We start from the raw sequence: 15,614 nt of genomic DNA, 5'->3' as shown, positions 1-15,614 counted from the left end.
ATCTAAACGTGTGTGTGTTATTATCAAGCCTCGCTAAGAAACATTGGAGAATCATTCCATGCATGGCGATAACTTCCACTCAGAACTGCTGGTTCTTTTGAAGAACGCACATGCCGATATTGAGAGTACAAAGCAGATGGGATGGCGTGACTTCTATAATATACTCATTGCAATCGGTGCCATCACTGGTCTTTACCGGGCGGTTTATATCGAATTGAACATTCAATGGATGCACCATCTCTTCTTTCTTGTACCTTCAGCACTCATGGTTCTAGGATTCTGGTTGATTTGGGCATCTCAAGAAACTTTGCAGCAACAACGAAACCTGGTTACGGCCTACTGCTCTCATCTGGATAAAGACATTCAAAATGCCCTGGATAGCCCGTTAGGCAAATCCGCCAATCGAAGCTTGTACCCTCAGCTTTACACAGCAGTTATTGCGGTCACGGCTGTATTCGGAACTCTCGTCATGATCGGTCTGAGATTCTCACAACCGTGTTGACTGTGCTGAGCTCCAACAACTGGTGCCAAGCTGGTCCCCGATAGCCCCCATCTAGCACAACTAACACCCAGATTGAGTCATGCCTCATCCTCTCTAGTTGATCGCGGATCAGCGGAACAATAGCTCGTTGAGGCGATCGGATACCTACCTTCTGGGCTTCAAACATGACATTAGAATGTTTCACCGATAGTTTTTGACTTCACCATGTGTAAGGTCATACATTTGCGCCAATTTTAAGAACACAATACTGGAGAGGGAATGCTTTCATTTCTCAACAACATCATCATTTGTTTTTTTGTTATTTTTCAGATGTTCAGCTTCACACTTTTGTCTCTTGCAGCAAACCTTGACGCTCCGGTCATTGAAAAACCAACCATTCGGAGCGAGATAACGCGCGGGCGTCAATCTATTCGGCCATGCGAGAGAAACTCAGCACTCCTCACCCAAATGCAGTCTTACAAAGACTGCATAGATGAGGTTCTCTCCACAGCAGCTAGAAATGGCAGTTCGACGTCCCCCTTCCAGCTCGGCATTCACTTTGAGGCCTTCATCAATATGGCCATCGCCTATAACAGCCTGGTGACAGTCGGAAGCGCCACCAAGTTGCAACATGCATTAACAAATCTACAGTTTCATCAGTTTCAAGACCTTCATAAACAGGTTGGGATTTCGACGGAGGATCTTTGTGAGGTCACAAAAAGAAATTGTCCAAATCTTAAGGAGCTGCTGGATACTTGGAATGGTCAATCGTGAGACTCCGACCTTTCCGCGCCCTCCTTTTGGGTGACTTCGGCAAAGGCGTGGTGCCAAACGAACGCCAAAATACCATGGGGAGGGAAGAAGGTGTCAGGAGCCTTTCCCTGAATCTTGAGTGAGCTCTTCCTGCATGGCCACTTCCCGCCCGCCGACGAAGGTTAGGCAGAGCAGGCCCAGTCCGATCCAGACAAGTTCGCGGAATCGCCGGAGCAAGGCGAAGGTGATCCCGGTGACGTCGCTGTAGCCGAAGGCCTTGAGGAGCAATACATTCCCGCCGTCTTGGGCGCCGAGGCTGCCTGGAATGAAGAAGGTGCCGCCTTTGATGAAGACGGAGAGGGCACCGATGGAGATGGCGGAGAGGGCCATGGCGGGACCGCCGAGAAGATAGAGGATGACGTACACCTCCAAGGCCTCGGACAGCCAGCCCAATAAGAAGAGCCCGGTAGAGGCATAAAAGGCCGGACGGTTGTCCCGGTAAAAACTCAAAATCGTTCGATCCAGCGACCGTAGCTGTTCTTCGCGCGCTTCCAGATAGGCAATCTTCAGCCCGATCTTTCGCAGAAACCCTAGGAGCCAGGTAAAGAGCCCCTGCCGCTGCACGAATACGAAGGCCGCGGTCCCGAAGGCCAGCAGACCGACGCTCAAAAGCGCGGCTGCCACGGTCTGACCGGATGAATCGTTCCCGCCCAATAGCCACACCCCCAACGCGATACCGAGCAGGATGAACAGCACTTCGGCGATCGTCATCGTCGTTTTGGCAATGATGACCGAGGCGAGCCCCTCCACCATCGGCACGTTGTGTTTCTTGAGCAAATAGGCCTTGAGTGGCTCGCCGCCGACGTAGGCGGTCGGCGTGGTCATGTTCACCACTTCACCGGCTGTCCTGATCGCAAGCACCCGCCAGAACGGAATGTCCTTCGCCGAGGGACCCAGCGTGACTTTCCAGCCGTAGGCTTCGATCACATACATAATCACGGAGGGAATCAGGAGGACGAGGAGCGCGACCGGCCCCAATTGCGCTGCCGCGTCGTAAATCTGTCCGGGACCGATATGCCAGACGATGAGAATGAGGACAAGGAGACCGACGATGAGTAGCAAAAGTCTAAGCACTCTAGGCTAGCGATCCATGATGAAGGAAGAAAGCAGACCGATCATAGAGGAACGTACCTTTATCTCCACACCTTCAACAAGGGAGTGGCCGGGCTGCCCTTTACTGCGCGCATCGGACGAGCACCGTTTCATCGTGCGCGTTCTGCGAGCAAGAAGGGCACATGGCCGCTCCCTGCCACCTCCTTAAGCACGGGTGGTCGCGGACGGTCTGATGACCCAGAGCATCAAGAGGGAGAACACCATGGATCCGATCGCGGCCATCCAGAGAAACCAATCGAGCTTGCCCAGCAGAGCAAAGAGCAGCACGATCACGGAGAAATCACGGCTGGCGACGTTTTTGAGCATGAAGTCCGACCAGGCAGCCTGCACCGATGTCTTCCAGGCACTCGCGGCTTTGATCTTCTGTGCGCGAGTGACCAGCCAGAATGAAAGTCCATTCCCCACGACCGCTGCTGATCCCAATGCCAAGGGAACCCATGCGCCTTCGCGTCCCGCCATCTGCAGATACGAACCTACCGCGATCCCGGCAAAGATCGCCATGTGCACGACATTGTCCATCGCAATATCGAGCCAGGCGCCGAAGGGCGATTCGGTAAAGGTCAATCGCGCGACTTCTCCATCGCAGCAATCGATGATTGCGGCCAATTGAAACAGCAGCGCGGCAATAATGCCAGCGCTGTACGTTCCGACGCCAAAGCCAACGGCGGCGACCAATCCCACCAGCGCCGCCAACATCGTAATCGGATTCGGCGAAAGGCCCAGGGCGAGGAAAAGACGGGTGAACCAGCGGGAAACCTTCCGATTGAAGAACCGGTCGACGAACCCCTCAAACTCGCCCTTGAGAGAATTGAACAGCTGCGTCTCGGCCGCCTTCACATCGGCGGCATCACGCACGTCCTGATACCAATGAGCACGGTTCGTCTCCGTGGACAGCACCCGTACATGTCCATCTACCGCAGCCCGTTCGAGCCATCGGCGAATCGGCACCCTGCCGGTTTCCACACCGGTGCGGCTGGCACTGCTCATGAAACTGGCCGGAAGTACCACCAGATCCGTGGCCACCAGCCTTGCGTCGTCCTGTCTGGAGGACATCGAGAGAAGCCGGCCGTCCTGCGCCTTCACGCGCAGACCAGGCCGCTGCGGCTGTCGATCTCGTGCACGATCGGCTCGTGCCACGAGGATCGCCTGGCCCTCCTGCACTTCCTGGCGCAAACTTTCGATCAAGGGGCTCGCAAAGACCCCCTGCACCGAGGAGAGAAGGCAGAAGCCATGAACTTCGGCTGCAAGGGCTTCCCAGGTGCGAGGATCGTCCAGAGGAAATTCACGAATCGGCATCCAGCGCACAGGGATCGTGACGCGCGGCCCTTTCCCCAATGCCTGCTTGAGCTGATCTTCTTCCGGCCCGACCAGAACCATGAGCTGCCTGATGCCGGCTCGCTGCAGCGTCAGGACCGTCCGGTGGAAGAGGCCGATCCCCACCACGCTGGTGAGCGGACCCACTTCATCGGCATAGAGACCGGCCGATTCGCCAAAGAGGTTCACCGAGGGCAAGAGAATCGCCGTGCTCAATCCCTGCACGTCAGCCCGTCTTTGGATGAGGCTCTCACTCATAACTTCGTATCTCGTCGTTCGTATCTCGCAAGACCGGTCAGCGATTCATGATGGACGCTTCACGAACGACGCACCTATAACTTCGGCAACACATCCCGTTCTGCTTTCTCCACATCTTCGAGGAAGTCGATTTCGGTCCAGGGGAGCCCCCCTATTTTTTCATGCCCGACTTTGACGTCGGCAAAGAACCCCACGAGCGCATCCTCATATTCCATCTGCCAGGCCTCGCGATCCACATAGGTCCTGAGGGAAGCCACCACATGGGTCGCATCGGCATGACGGACCTTGAGGAACCCCACGCCTTCCCCTGCATAATCGTAATGCGACGGCATCTGCTTGGTCAGCGCAATCACGCGCCCGCCTTCCACCACCACCATACATTCTTCTCCGGTCTGCTTGACGGTTTCGTCCATAAGCAACGCGTTCGGGTAGGGGGACTGCACCAGGCGGCGCAAAATCTCCTGATGGAACAGGACATCCGCATCCATGACGATCGCATCGTCGTCCAGGGCCGTCCGCGCGATCCAGAGCGACGAAATACTGCCTCGGTGAAACGCCTCGTTGACGAGAAAATTCACTCGCACATCACAAGAGTTCGCCGCCACCGCCGCGCGAATCATCTCCTGTTTGTACCCCACGACGATGTCGGCGCATTGAATGCCGACGCTCCGGAGGGACGTGAGGTAACGATGCAGGAGAGTCTGCCCGCCGATCTCGATGAGGCACTTCGGGCGATGTTGTGTGACCTGCCACAAACGCTTCCCGACCCCGGCTGCGAGGATGATCGCTTTCATGCTTTGCCGGAGATCCGTTCAAAGGCGTCGAGGAATCCGACGATCTGTGCCTCCGTCAGGACACCCATATTGGCCACGCGGAAGATCTGGCTCTCAAACTGGCCTTGGCCCGCGTAAATCACGTAGCCCTCTTTTTTGAGTTGATCGTGCAACGACTGATAGGTGATGCCCTCAGGAAGATAATAGGCCGTGATCGTGTTGGACTGTTTGTCGGGAGTCAGGAGCGGCTTCACGCCCAGCTTCGTCATGCGATTCCGAATGAGCGTCGCGATCTTCTTGTATCGCTGAATCCGCTTGGCCACGCCTTCTTCCATCAGTTCGTTCAACGCCTCGTCGAATGCGTAATAGATCTGCACGGCCGGCGTGAAGGGAGTCGTCCCGACGCCCTGGTTATCGACATATTGCGTGAGACTGAGATAGATCGACCGTCTGGGGTAGCCACGCATTCTCTCCAGAAATCCCTTGCGGACGAGCACGAAGCCCAGGCCGGGGAACCCCTGGATACATTTGCCGGAGGTGCCTGCCACCATATAGATGTGGGGCCCGGCAATATCCAACGGCTCACCTGCCAAGGCGCTGACCGCGTCCAGAATGAAGACCCGGTTCTGGCTGTCGACGACTTCCGCGACTTCCTTGACCGGGTTGATGAGACCGGTGGTCGTCTCATGATGGACCATCGCCACCGCCTGCACCTCAGGATGTTGCCGGAGCGCCAGCCGCAGCCGCTCTGGATCCGGTTTCGTCGTCCAGTCGTATTTGAGTTCTGATATGCCCAGGCGATTGAGCCCGACCATCTGGGAAATGCGCTCGCCGTACACGCCGTTGTTGAGCACCAGCATGCGTTTGCCTTGCGGGAGCGACGACATGACGGCAGACTCGACCGCCGCCGTTCCCGAGCCGGTCAGCACCACGGCGGCATAATCCGCCTCCGCCCCCGGCACAAAGAGTTTCAGCAGCTTGGCCTGAATCCCGTGCAGAAGTTCGGTGAACTCAGATTCCCGATGGCAGATATCCGGCCGCAACAGCGCCTGCCGTACCCGCTCGCTCACGTTGACAGGCCCTGGATTCAGGAGAATCATATGTCCCTTCAGCGTTCAGTCATCAGCGTTCAGCCATCAGCTCATTCAGACGCTGACCGCTGACCGTTGAAGGCTGATCGCTATTGTATTGCGTTCATGAACCGCTTTGTTATGTCCGGCGGGTCCAGCATCACCCGCCCGGCATCTTCCACCATCTCGTTGACTTTCACCAGCAACATGCTCGGCCCGTCTTTCTTCAGCATGTCGTTGAACTCGTAGACCAGGTCTTCCCGTTCCCACACCCGTTCGACGTTCACGTAGCCGGCCGCCTTCGCCACCTTCTCCAGCTGAACGACGTTGGAAATCGTCGGCTGATTGCCGGTTGTGCCGTAGACTTCATTATCGAATACCACATGGATGAAATTCTTCGGCTTGAGCGCGCCGATCGTGGCCAACGTGCCCATGCCCATCAGCACATTGCCGTCACCGTCGAAAATGATTACCTGTTTCTTCGGCTTGGCCAGCGCCACACCCAGCCCGATCGCCGCCGCCGATCCCATGGACCCGATCATATAAAAATGGGTCGGACGATCGGCAATTTTCTGGGCCTCGCGCGAGGGAAATCCGTTACAAATAATCACCGGCTGATCAGTCAGCAGCTCCATCAAGGCCGCCATGGCCATCGCCCGACTCTGCATCGTTCCTTGCTCCGGCCTCATGGGTGTAACCCTTTCACGACCCCTTTGGTGATCAAGAGCGCGACGGGAATGCGCTGCTTCATAAAGGTCTCCGCCAACCATCTCAGGTCCTCGACTGCCGTTTTTTCCGTCAGGGTGCGATGGGGAATCTTCATGGTATCGAGGAACGGCTCCATCACCTCGCCCATGACCAGATGCTCCGGCGCATCCTTCCCGCCTTGACCACGCCAGGACACAATCAGAATGCAGGGCTGCTGATAAATATAGTTCAGAGAGATCAGCGTATTCAGTGAGGTCCCGAGCCCGGAGTTCTGCATGAGCACCGCGGGAATCTTGCCGGCCATATAGGCTCCGGCTGCCATCGCCACCGCCTCGTCTTCCCTCACGGCCGGGGTATAGAGGCGCCGCCCCATCAACTCGGCAATAATGCCGCCCAGGATGGAATCAGGGACCCCCGTAAAGAAATCCACCCCGATATCCTGGAGTGCTTGGACAAATGCATCGCTTTCAATCATGTATCGCTTCCTCGCCGCTACGCACATGGAAAAACGCGCGCATTATAAGCTATGCCTCGGGGCATTCTCAACAAAACGGAGGGAGTTGCGCCATAGGATCGGCCATGGTAGCGTTCTGCTATGATCACACGGCAACGAAATCACAGAGGCGGGCTCCTCGTTCTATGGGGACTGCTACTCTCCCTTGGCAGCCCTCTGCTCGCTCATGCCGTGCCGATGGTGAACGATCCAAACGGATCCCAGGGCATCACCTGGGGAGTGGCACTTACCGCAAGACCGGACTTCGAAATCACCCAGCCTGGCCCGCATGTCAACGAATTCCAATTGAAGAACAGCACGCCGTCGTATGCTGGAGTCCCGGTCGACAGCGTCCGCTTCTTGGCGGTCGATGACCAATTTGCCCGGGTGACCATTCGTTATCAAGGCGACGATCGGCATAAACAGATCCTCACCTACCTCGAACAGCAGTTCGGTTCCCTTGAGCGCATCCCCGGGCAGATGATGCGAGGCCTCAATCAGCAATATACATGGCGCGGAGCCGACACAGAGATCAACCTGACCTATCATGCGAACACGGAGCGGGGCTATCTCTTCATCGACAGCCGCACCCTCGCGCCGCGATTCAACGACCGTATCACCGATTCAGCGGAGTAACAGGATGCTGAAACAGTCCGCCAGCGCACAAGCCATATCTCGTGACAGACAAAGGGTGAGTACGGCCTGTTTGAGCATCCTGATCCAAGCTGTATCTGTGCTCACCCTGTCCGGCACTCTCGCCTTTGCCGTACCGATGCTGAACGATCCGAACGGCTTCGAGGGCATCCCTTGGGGTGCGACCTTCTCGGAAACCGACACCTTTGCCAAAATCGAAGATGCCGGTCGCACGCAAACCTATGAGCTGAAAACCGGAGCCCCTTCGCTCGGCCCAGCGAAGGTCGACTCCATGCGATTCATGACTGTGGACGGGAAATTTGCCCGCGTCACCGTCCGTTACCAAGGCAAAGCGACCCACGATCAGATCCTGACCTATCTCCAATCCCGCTATGGCTCACTCGACCGCACACCGGGGCAATTTACCGGCGGCTCCGTCAAGTTTTATAGCTGGACTGGATTCGAGAGCGACATCAATCTTCGATACGAGATCGCCACAGATCGCGGGATCATCTTCTTCGAAAGCCAGGAACTCCGTCTCAAAATCACCGAAGGCAACTCCGCCACCGTATTTTAACCGCTCCCCACTCCGACTATCTCACTCAATACTGTTACGGGATGATCTCAAAGGCCGTCCGTCAAGGCCTTAGCCGACGAACGCACCGGAGGCGTAGCCCTTAGACTACGTTGAGGATGCGCTCACGACGAGAACAACGCTGGCGGGCTGTTCAGCATCCTGCAAGAAAACCCGCGCCAATTAAGCTGCCCCCCCCCATTCACCCCCCTTCTGGTGGGCTCCAATCCCCCCTCTCTAGGGATGGTGGAAATTCCTGGATACAGTATTCTTACATTGTCGCGGAGAACAAAGGCACCGCGGCGGAACCACTGAGGAGGCCCCGATGAAGCTGAATTACCCTGCAGTTCGAACCAGTCACCAGAACGCCTATTCGCCCTTGGATCGGCGCTATGCCGAGCGAGTTCCGATCGGGCATCGAGTCAGCTACTCCGGGACAGAAGGTGCGCGAAACGTTACTGGTGAAGGAATCCTGAAGGACCTCTCCAAGACCGGCTGCAAAATCCTGGGCTCGACCATGAGCTCGCTGGGAAGCAACCTCACCCTGCACCTCTACCTGGAGGATGGACTGGCCCCTCTGTGCCTCACCAGCGTCACCATCTCCTGGATTGAACGAGCCTCCTTTTCCGTCAGATTCCCCAACCTCTCTGCAGAGGAACGGAAGCGCATACAAGAAGTGGTCTGGAAACATGTCCGACTGTCATCTTTGGATAATCGACGAACGGCATTTCGCATCATCTAGGCCTCAAACGTATTGTCATGGAGGAAACCATGCGCACCGCCTCACCCATCACTGCAGTCGCTGAATGTCCTAATCAATCGGATCGCCGGCACAGAAGCCGCACCCCGACAATCTTCACCTTACTCTACTCCGGCATGGCCTCCAGCCAGATGCTGATCGCCGATGGCGTCGTGACCAACCTCTCGGCGAAGGGGATCGGCATTCGCGGGAATCGCTCGGTCGCACTCGGCATGGAACTGTCGCTGTTTGTCGACCTTCCCGGATTGGAGGAGCCGCTCTGTATAGGCCAGAGCCTGGTATCCTGGGTCGAGGGACGCCACTTTGGGGTGAAGCTGGGGGACATGAAGTCGGAGGACATGCATCATCTTCAATTGTTCTTGTGGGATCACAGCACCCCATCATCAAACAGCAACGGAAGCAACTGAGACCAATGTGGGAACAAGGAGGTGCCCTCATGAAACGAGCACTGGTCGCATCTGGAAACAGACTTCAATCAGTGGCACAGGCTGTCAATCGAAGACAATCCCTCCGGACGCAGGTTGAGTTTGGGCTGATGTACTCAGCCCAGGACAGATCTGGCGAGGTCATTATGGGCGACGGGATGGTCACGGACCTTTCGCACCAGGGATTAAGTATTCGGGGCAACGCCACCGTCACACTGGGAATGGAACTGACGATTTTTCTCTACCTGCCCGACGGACAGGACCCGCTCTTCGTGATGGAATCAAGGGTGGCTTGGACTTCGGGCCGCCGGTTCGGAGTCGAGGTCCTCAACATGGGCCTGCGGGAAGGCAACCGGCTCCGTCATTTCTTGCGGTCGAATCTCACGCATTCCGATTAGGCAGACTGCCTGCCCTGTGGAGAACTCCATGACCGAACGACAACGGTCTGGCAAACGTGCGACAATCCGTCCTCCGGTTCTACCCACGGACCGCAGAGCCGCCCAGCGAGTGCCGGTTCAGCTCATCGTTCGCCTTTCAGCAACCGATCACTTCCAGCATGTCAGCCATGGCGTAGCCCTTGATCTGTCTGAACGCGGGTGCAAAATCTCCAGTACGGAGGCGCTGCCCATCGGAAGTTTCTGGGATCTCTACCTGACCATCCCTGAGACGGCCCGTCCAATTCTCATTTCTGAAGTTCGGATCGTCCGGTCCGCACAACTCGAATACGGACTCGAGCTTCTACGCATCACCGCTCGAGAACGGACCAGGCTCCGCCATTTTATCTGGAAACACATGAACCGCTCCACGCTCAGCGACGGCCCCCCCTTGTTTGCTCTCGTTGACCGTCCAGGTCCTCAACGGCCACACCTCACCTCCCTCCCTTAGCAGGCTGTCCAGCAAGGCCGGGCAGGCAATATCTCGCCACCGACTGGATCGTTTCTTGTCAGCCTTCCTCGCGACATGGTATCGTTCGGCAGTGAGTAATGACTCACTCACTTCCTGGAGATCTATGCGCCAACCTGCTCGAGCCCTACGCCCTTCCAGCAGAGAACGACAGGCCGGACTGATCGCCGCGGCTGCGTCGCTCTTTGCCGCCAAAGGGTTTAACGGCACCACGACAAAGGAAATCGCCAAGGCCGCGGGCGTCAGCGAGGCTCTGGTCTTCAAGTACTTCCCGACGAAGCGGGCGCTCTACGCCGCGATTCTGGCAGAAAAAGTCACCGTCAACGAACTACTCGACGCGGTAGAGGAGGCGACCAAAAAACGAGACGATCATCGCGTGTTTACGATGATCGCGAGCTTTCGCATTCGCCCCGGGGTCGATTCGACGCTCTTACGGCTCCTCTTGTTCAGCGCGCTGGAAGGCCATGAACTCTCCGACATGTTCTTCGGCAAGCACCACAAGGTCTTCTATGACCACCTCGCCGCGTACATTCGCACACGCATCGACGATGGCGCGTTTCGGCCGCTCGATCCCCTGTTGACGGCCCGCGCATTCATCGGCATGGTCGTCCACCACCGTCTGCTCCATGAGATATTCGGAGTCCCGATGCATCAATCCCATGAAGACACCGTCGCCACCTATGTCGATCTCTTTCTCACCGGGCTCATCAAGAAACCGGCCCTCCGCACAACGCCGGGGAGGCGTTCGCGATGAATCCCCTGAAACAACATCCGATTGTGACCCTCGGGGTCATTATCTTTTTTGCGCTCACGGCCCTCGTCGTGTTTCGTCTCAGCAGCGGCGCCAAAACTGACGTCCGCAAGGCCCGGACCATCACCGTCGCCACCGTGGCGCCGCTGAAGCAGGACCTCGACATTCGGCTCACCTATACCGCCGACATCACCCCCAATCAGGCGGTGAATCTGTTCTCGCGGGTCGACGGCTACATCAGCAAGATCTATGTCGACAAGGGCGACCTCGTGAAAGCCAATCAGCTCCTGGTCGAGATCGACCACACGGACTATCAACATGCCGTCAATCAGGCCAAGGCCAACCTGGCAGCCGCCAAAGCGCGAGTCGCCCAGCAGGACGCGAGCGTCCGCAACACCACCCTCACGCTCAACCGGATGCAGGCGCTCATCAAAGATCAATTCGTCTCGCAACAGGATTTGGATAACGCCCAGGTCGCGTACGACGGGGCAGCCGCATCTCTCGACTCGCTTCGCGCGCAGGTCCAGCAGATGGATGTCGCGCTGGCGCAGACCGAGACGAACCTGGCCTACTCCTACATCCGTGCTCCCTTCGCCGGCTATGTGGCTGAACGCAACCTCGATCTCGGCGCCTACGTCAGCGGAGCGACCGCTGGCACCTCCACCACCTCGCGGGGCATCCTGACCCTCCATGAGATCCAGACGGTCCGTATTTTAATCGAAGTGGTCGAGAAGGACGTACCGCTCATTCATGTGGGTCAAAAAGCGGAAGTCCGGGCAGAGGCCTATCCAGATCGCGTCTTCGAAGGCACGGTCACCAGAGTCGTACAGGCGTTGAACCGGGCCACCCGGACGATGACGGTCGAGGTGGATCTCCCGAATAAGAATCATGTCTTAAAAGGCGGCATGTTCGCCCGCGTCGAGGTCCTGGTCGGCAGCCATACAAACGCGTTACAGATCCCCATCGACGCCGTCAGCCGCTTGGAGGATGCTCAATATGTCTACATTGTGCTCAACGGCAAGGCCCAGCGTGTCCCGGTAGAAATCGGCGTCCGCGAGGAAAACCGGGTAGAAGTCACCAAGGGCCTGGATGGGTCGGAGCAGGTGATCGTCTCCGGGAAAGACCTCGTGCACGATGGAACGCCGGTGCAGACACAGCCGAGCCCAGTGAAGGGTGATGGGCAATGAGTGATCAGTCTCATGCACCGCTCATTTCCTCATTTCTTCACGCATCACGCATGACTCATCACGCATCACTTCTTCCACTATGTGGCTAACCCTCCTCGCACTGCGCAATCGCATCGGCATCCTGATGCTGTCCCTGGCCATGGTGCTGCTGGGGGCCACCTCCCTGCAGCGACTACCGGTCGATCTCTTCCCTCAGATTCAGGTGCCCGTCGCCTTCGTCGGCGTGATCTATAAAGGCGCTCCACCGCTCGACATCGAACAGAGCGTGGTCTATCCCATCGAGAAGGCTGTCAGTTCTGCGTCGAACGTCGAGCATGTCGAGTCTTTTGCGAAACAGGGTATGGGCGCGGTGCAGATCTGGTTCAACTGGGGCGCAGACATCAACGTCGGCCAGATGGAGGTGATGCAACGTATCACTCAAATTCTCAATAGCCTCCCGCCCGGTATTCTGCAACCCTTCATCGTCAAGTTCGACGTCTCCAATATCCCCGTCTCCTACGTCACGGTCTCCAGCGACGATCTCGACGAACGGGCACTGTACGACCTGGCCTACAATACGATCGCCCCGCAAATCGAACAGATTGCGGATGTCGCTGCTGCCACGGTGGAGGGCGGGAAGATCCGCCAGATCAACATCAACCTCGACCCGGCCCTCTTAAACGCCAGGAGCCTCTCGATCCTCGACGTCGTCAAGTCCGTGAAAGCCGCCAACCTGATTCTCCCCTCGGGCGACATCAAAGCCGGCAATCTGGACTACAACGTCTTCACCAACAATCAGTTCCGCACGGTCGACCCGATCCAAGACGTCATCGTGAAGGTCAACCCGCAGGGCAGCCCCGTGCGCGTGCGGGATGTCGGGACCGTGACCGACTCGTCGGATATTCAGACCAACATCGTCCGGACGGACGGAACCAGAGCTGTCTACTTGCGCGTCAATAAACAGCCCATCGCCAACACCGTGCAGGTGGTGGATGCGCTGCGCAAGGCCCTCCCGAAAATGGTCGGGATTCCCTCCAGCGTGAAGCTCGGTATTTCCTTCGACCAATCGGTCTATATTCGCCAATCGATCAGCAACCTCACCGAACAGGCGTTGCACGGATCGCTACTGGCTGCAGCCGTCATCTTGATTTTCCTCCGCAATCTCACGAGCACCCTGATCATTTCCGTCGCGATCCCCCTGTCGATCATGGTGACCTTCATCGTGCTCTACTTCTCCGGACAAACGCTGAATGTGTTCACGCTGGGTGGCCTGGCTCTCGGGATCGGCCGGCTCGTCGACGACTCCATTGTGGAGCTTGAAAACATTCAGCGCCACCTCAACCAGACGCCGCGACGCTGGAACGCGATCCTGGAGGCGGCCCGCGAGGTGGCGATGCCCATTTTGGCCTCGACCATCACCACCGTCGTCGTCTTCCTTCCGATCTTCTTCGTCGTCGGAATTGCCCGCTTGCTCTTGATCCCCCTGACCATCACGATCGCGATCTCGCTGTTCACGTCCTTCTTCGTCTCCCGCACGGTCACCCCGGCGCTCTGCTATAAATTCCTCAAGGCGGAACAGGAATCTCACAAGTCGATGCCGTCGTGGTTCGTACGCCTGATGGATTGGAGTCGCGACCGGTACGAGTCCCTCGACAAGGGCTACGAGGGATCGCTCCGCTGGGTCCTGGCCCATCGCAAGCTCTTCATCGGCGGCGTCCTGCTCTTCTTCGCTGCCTCGCTCGCGCTGGTGCCCAAGATCGGCACGGAGTTTTTGCCGGTGTCGGACGAAAGCCAGTTCCGCATCGTGCTCCGGGCACCGGTCGGGCAACGGGTGGAGAAGACTGAACAGCAAGTGGCCGAGGTCGAACGGGTGCTGCGGGCGCAAATCCCCGCCGAGGAGTTGGAGACCATGGTCTCCAGCACCGGCGTCTTAGCCCAGGGCCGGTCTTCCCTCTTCAATCCGAACACCGGCCCCCATACGTCGGTCATCTCCGTCTATCTCGTGTCGCCGGATAAGAGGACGCGCAACCAAGTCCAAATCATGAACGACGTGAGGCCCAAGGTCCTCAAACTCTTCCCGGGCGTCGCGATGTTTTTCGATCCGGGCGGGCTCGTCAAACGGGTCACCAGTTTCGGATCGCAGAAGTCCGTCGACGTGGAGATCTACGGGTACGATTTCGAGAAGGCCCGCGTGGTGATCAGGGAAGTCGAAACGCTGATGCACCAGATACCGGGGCTGGCCGACATCGAAGTCAGCCGGGAGGAGAACTACCCGGAGGTCAACGTGGTGGTGGATCGCGAGAAGGCCGCCCTCCTCGGCATCAGCGAAACGGACGTGGCCAATGCCGTGCTCTTCTCACTCAACGGCAACGGCCAAACCGATCCCATCATCTACACCGATCCGCAAAACGGAAACGAATACTACATCAGCGCCTGGCTCGCGGAGGAACACCGGAAAGATCTCACCGACATCGAAAACATCATTCTGACCACCAAGACCGGAGAGCCGGTTTTGCTCAAAAACGTGGCCTCGCTCAAGCTCAATGCCGGCCCGGTGAAGATCGAGCGCAAATATTTTCAGCGGGTCGTCCATCTGACGGCCAACCCCGTGAACCGGGACCTTGGCGCCATTGCAACCGATCTGGAGGCAGGCCTGGCCAAAATCCAGCTCCCGACCGGCTTCAGCATCAAGTTGGCCGGCCAGATCCAACAACAGAAAGAAACCTTCCAGGGACTGCTCTTTGCCACGATCCTGGCCCTCGTCCTCGTTTATATGGTGATGGCGGCTCAGTTCAAATCGCTGATCGATCCCTTCGTCATCATGTTTTCGGTCCCGATGGGTTTCCCTGGCGTGATCCTGATCCTCTTCCTGACCGACACGACCCTCTCCACCACGTCGATGATGGGCATCATCATGATGCTGGGCATCGTCGTCTCAAACGGCGTCCTGCTGGTGGATTACACGAACGTCCTGCGTCGCAGAGGACGGGAGCTGCACGATGCGGCGATCACGGCGGCGCGGACCAGGCTCCGGCCTATTCTGATGACCTCCCTGGCCACGGTCGTCGGACTGCTTCCTATGGCCATCGGCTGGGGAACCGGCGGGGAAACGAACGCGCCCCTGGCGCGCACGGTCGTCGGAGGTCTCAGTGTCTCGACGATCCTCACGCTCTTTCTCGTCCCGACGATCTATGTGATTCTCGAAGAACGCTTCCCCCGCCATACAGACGAGGCCGCAGAGCAGGATGCCGATTGGATGCCCGCAGAACCGGGACAAGCACCCACCGGTCCGTAGCAGGCTGCAGGCAAGTCAAACCCGGAGGCGTACCCCATCCTGATACGTAGAGGACTTTGTCGAACCGAGAACGACGTTGGAGGG

At 57.6% G+C, this 15,614-nt stretch carries 17 protein-coding genes; 11 read left to right on the top strand and 6 right to left on the bottom strand.

Annotated features, from left to right (window positions below; genetic code table 11):
* Nucleotides 1-58: 58 nt before the first annotated feature.
* Together Q8N00_10110 and Q8N00_10105 are read left to right on the top strand one after the other, a co-directional pair.
* Nucleotides 59-502 carry a hypothetical protein gene (locus Q8N00_10110; protein ID MDP2383145.1) on the top strand — a complete coding sequence of 148 codons (444 nt, stop codon included), beginning with the start codon at nucleotides 59-61 and terminating at the stop codon, nucleotides 500-502.
* Nucleotides 503-760: 258 nt separating this feature from the next.
* A complete protein-coding gene (locus tag Q8N00_10105) occupies nucleotides 761-1,255 on the top strand; it encodes a hypothetical protein (protein ID MDP2383144.1) in 495 nt (164 codons plus the stop codon).
* 93 nt (nucleotides 1,256-1,348) lie between these two features.
* Here Q8N00_10105 and Q8N00_10100 read toward each other — a convergent pair whose 3' ends face one another.
* From Q8N00_10100 to Q8N00_10075, 6 genes are all read right to left on the bottom strand, one after another.
* Nucleotides 1,349-2,368 (bottom strand): lysylphosphatidylglycerol synthase transmembrane domain-containing protein, encoded by a 1,020-nt coding sequence (locus tag Q8N00_10100; protein MDP2383143.1) that lies wholly within the window; start codon nucleotides 2,366-2,368, stop codon nucleotides 1,349-1,351.
* A gap of 183 nt (nucleotides 2,369-2,551) precedes the next feature.
* Nucleotides 2,552-3,979 carry a CDP-alcohol phosphatidyltransferase family protein gene (locus tag Q8N00_10095; GenBank protein ID MDP2383142.1) on the bottom strand — a complete coding sequence of 476 codons (1,428 nt, stop codon included), beginning with the start codon at nucleotides 3,977-3,979 and terminating at the stop codon, nucleotides 2,552-2,554.
* Nucleotides 3,980-4,053: 74 nt separating this feature from the next.
* Nucleotides 4,054-4,773, bottom strand: a complete 720-nt coding sequence (locus tag Q8N00_10090; protein ID MDP2383141.1) for a phosphocholine cytidylyltransferase family protein — start codon at nucleotides 4,771-4,773, stop codon at nucleotides 4,054-4,056.
* Nucleotides 4,770-5,852, bottom strand: coding sequence for an alanine--glyoxylate aminotransferase family protein (locus tag Q8N00_10085; GenBank protein MDP2383140.1), 1,083 nt, complete (start codon nucleotides 5,850-5,852; stop codon nucleotides 4,770-4,772). Before Q8N00_10085 ends, Q8N00_10090 begins: the two co-directional genes overlap by 4 nt.
* A gap of 80 nt (nucleotides 5,853-5,932) precedes the next feature.
* Entirely contained in the window at nucleotides 5,933-6,511 is a 579-nt protein-coding gene (locus Q8N00_10080; protein MDP2383139.1) for a thiamine pyrophosphate-dependent enzyme, read from the bottom strand.
* Entirely contained in the window at nucleotides 6,508-7,005 is a 498-nt protein-coding gene (locus Q8N00_10075; GenBank protein ID MDP2383138.1) for a thiamine pyrophosphate-binding protein, read from the bottom strand. The genes Q8N00_10080 and Q8N00_10075 overlap by 4 nt, the downstream gene beginning before the upstream one ends.
* Before the next feature lie 120 nt (nucleotides 7,006-7,125).
* Here Q8N00_10075 and Q8N00_10070 point away from each other — a divergent pair, with 120 nt between their 5' ends.
* The 9 genes from Q8N00_10070 to Q8N00_10030 all read left to right on the top strand — a co-directional run bounded on the left by Q8N00_10070 (nucleotide 7,126) and on the right by Q8N00_10030 (nucleotide 15,530).
* On the top strand, nucleotides 7,126-7,659 hold the full coding sequence (locus tag Q8N00_10070; GenBank protein MDP2383137.1) for a hypothetical protein: 534 nt from the start codon (nucleotides 7,126-7,128) through the stop codon (nucleotides 7,657-7,659).
* 70 nt (nucleotides 7,660-7,729) lie between these two features.
* Nucleotides 7,730-8,233, top strand: coding sequence for a hypothetical protein (locus tag Q8N00_10065; protein ID MDP2383136.1), 504 nt, complete (start codon nucleotides 7,730-7,732; stop codon nucleotides 8,231-8,233).
* A 322-nt stretch (nucleotides 8,234-8,555) separates the two neighbouring features.
* The gene (locus Q8N00_10060; protein MDP2383135.1) at nucleotides 8,556-8,972 is read left to right on the top strand and encodes a PilZ domain-containing protein; all 417 of its coding nucleotides are present in this window, start codon (nucleotides 8,556-8,558) and stop codon (nucleotides 8,970-8,972) included.
* A 29-nt stretch (nucleotides 8,973-9,001) separates the two neighbouring features.
* On the top strand, nucleotides 9,002-9,397 hold the full coding sequence (locus tag Q8N00_10055) for a PilZ domain-containing protein (GenBank protein MDP2383134.1): 396 nt from the start codon (nucleotides 9,002-9,004) through the stop codon (nucleotides 9,395-9,397).
* A gap of 29 nt (nucleotides 9,398-9,426) precedes the next feature.
* Nucleotides 9,427-9,813 (top strand): PilZ domain-containing protein, encoded by a 387-nt coding sequence (locus Q8N00_10050; protein ID MDP2383133.1) that lies wholly within the window; start codon nucleotides 9,427-9,429, stop codon nucleotides 9,811-9,813.
* Between the two features lie 28 nt (nucleotides 9,814-9,841).
* Entirely contained in the window at nucleotides 9,842-10,300 is a 459-nt protein-coding gene (locus Q8N00_10045; GenBank protein ID MDP2383132.1) for a PilZ domain-containing protein, read from the top strand.
* A 124-nt stretch (nucleotides 10,301-10,424) separates the two neighbouring features.
* Nucleotides 10,425-11,072, top strand: coding sequence for a TetR/AcrR family transcriptional regulator (locus Q8N00_10040; protein ID MDP2383131.1), 648 nt, complete (start codon nucleotides 10,425-10,427; stop codon nucleotides 11,070-11,072).
* Nucleotides 11,069-12,256 (top strand): efflux RND transporter periplasmic adaptor subunit, encoded by a 1,188-nt coding sequence (locus tag Q8N00_10035; protein ID MDP2383130.1) that lies wholly within the window; start codon nucleotides 11,069-11,071, stop codon nucleotides 12,254-12,256. The genes Q8N00_10040 and Q8N00_10035 overlap by 4 nt, the downstream gene beginning before the upstream one ends.
* 79 nt (nucleotides 12,257-12,335) lie before the next feature.
* On the top strand, nucleotides 12,336-15,530 hold the full coding sequence (locus Q8N00_10030; GenBank protein MDP2383129.1) for an efflux RND transporter permease subunit: 3,195 nt from the start codon (nucleotides 12,336-12,338) through the stop codon (nucleotides 15,528-15,530).
* Nucleotides 15,531-15,614 lie beyond the last annotated feature (84 nt).

The organism is Nitrospirota bacterium (genome assembly GCA_030684575.1).
In the GTDB taxonomy this organism is placed as follows: Bacteria; Nitrospirota; Nitrospiria; order Nitrospirales; family Nitrospiraceae; genus Palsa-1315.
Note: the sequence above shows the minus strand (reverse complement) of the source record. Positions and strands in the feature narration are given on the sequence as shown.

What these genes read in the sequence shown, in the direction of transcription:
- Q8N00_10055 (MDP2383134.1), top strand. Translation starts at nt 9,002, where the DNA reads ATGCGCACCGCCTCACCCATCACTGCAGTCGCTGAATGTCCTAATCAA.
- Q8N00_10030 (MDP2383129.1), top strand. Translation starts at nt 12,336, where the DNA reads ATGTGGCTAACCCTCCTCGCACTGCGCAATCGCATCGGCATCCTGATG.
- Q8N00_10085 (MDP2383140.1), bottom strand. Translation starts at nt 5,852, where the DNA reads ATGATTCTCCTGAATCCAGGGCCTGTCAACGTGAGCGAGCGGGTACGG.
- Q8N00_10040 (MDP2383131.1), top strand. Translation starts at nt 10,425, where the DNA reads ATGCGCCAACCTGCTCGAGCCCTACGCCCTTCCAGCAGAGAACGACAG.
- Q8N00_10035 (MDP2383130.1), top strand. Translation starts at nt 11,069, where the DNA reads ATGAATCCCCTGAAACAACATCCGATTGTGACCCTCGGGGTCATTATC.
- Q8N00_10045 (MDP2383132.1), top strand. Translation starts at nt 9,842, where the DNA reads ATGACCGAACGACAACGGTCTGGCAAACGTGCGACAATCCGTCCTCCG.
- Q8N00_10090 (MDP2383141.1), bottom strand. Translation starts at nt 4,773, where the DNA reads ATGAAAGCGATCATCCTCGCAGCCGGGGTCGGGAAGCGTTTGTGGCAG.
- Q8N00_10075 (MDP2383138.1), bottom strand. Translation starts at nt 7,005, where the DNA reads ATGATTGAAAGCGATGCATTTGTCCAAGCACTCCAGGATATCGGGGTG.
- Q8N00_10105 (MDP2383144.1), top strand. Translation starts at nt 761, where the DNA reads ATGCTTTCATTTCTCAACAACATCATCATTTGTTTTTTTGTTATTTTT.
- Q8N00_10110 (MDP2383145.1), top strand. Translation starts at nt 59, where the DNA reads ATGCATGGCGATAACTTCCACTCAGAACTGCTGGTTCTTTTGAAGAAC.
- Q8N00_10050 (MDP2383133.1), top strand. Translation starts at nt 9,427, where the DNA reads ATGAAACGAGCACTGGTCGCATCTGGAAACAGACTTCAATCAGTGGCA.
- Q8N00_10095 (MDP2383142.1), bottom strand. Translation starts at nt 3,979, where the DNA reads ATGAGTGAGAGCCTCATCCAAAGACGGGCTGACGTGCAGGGATTGAGC.
- Q8N00_10080 (MDP2383139.1), bottom strand. Translation starts at nt 6,511, where the DNA reads ATGAGGCCGGAGCAAGGAACGATGCAGAGTCGGGCGATGGCCATGGCG.
- Q8N00_10060 (MDP2383135.1), top strand. Translation starts at nt 8,556, where the DNA reads ATGAAGCTGAATTACCCTGCAGTTCGAACCAGTCACCAGAACGCCTAT.
- Q8N00_10070 (MDP2383137.1), top strand. Translation starts at nt 7,126, where the DNA reads ATGATCACACGGCAACGAAATCACAGAGGCGGGCTCCTCGTTCTATGG.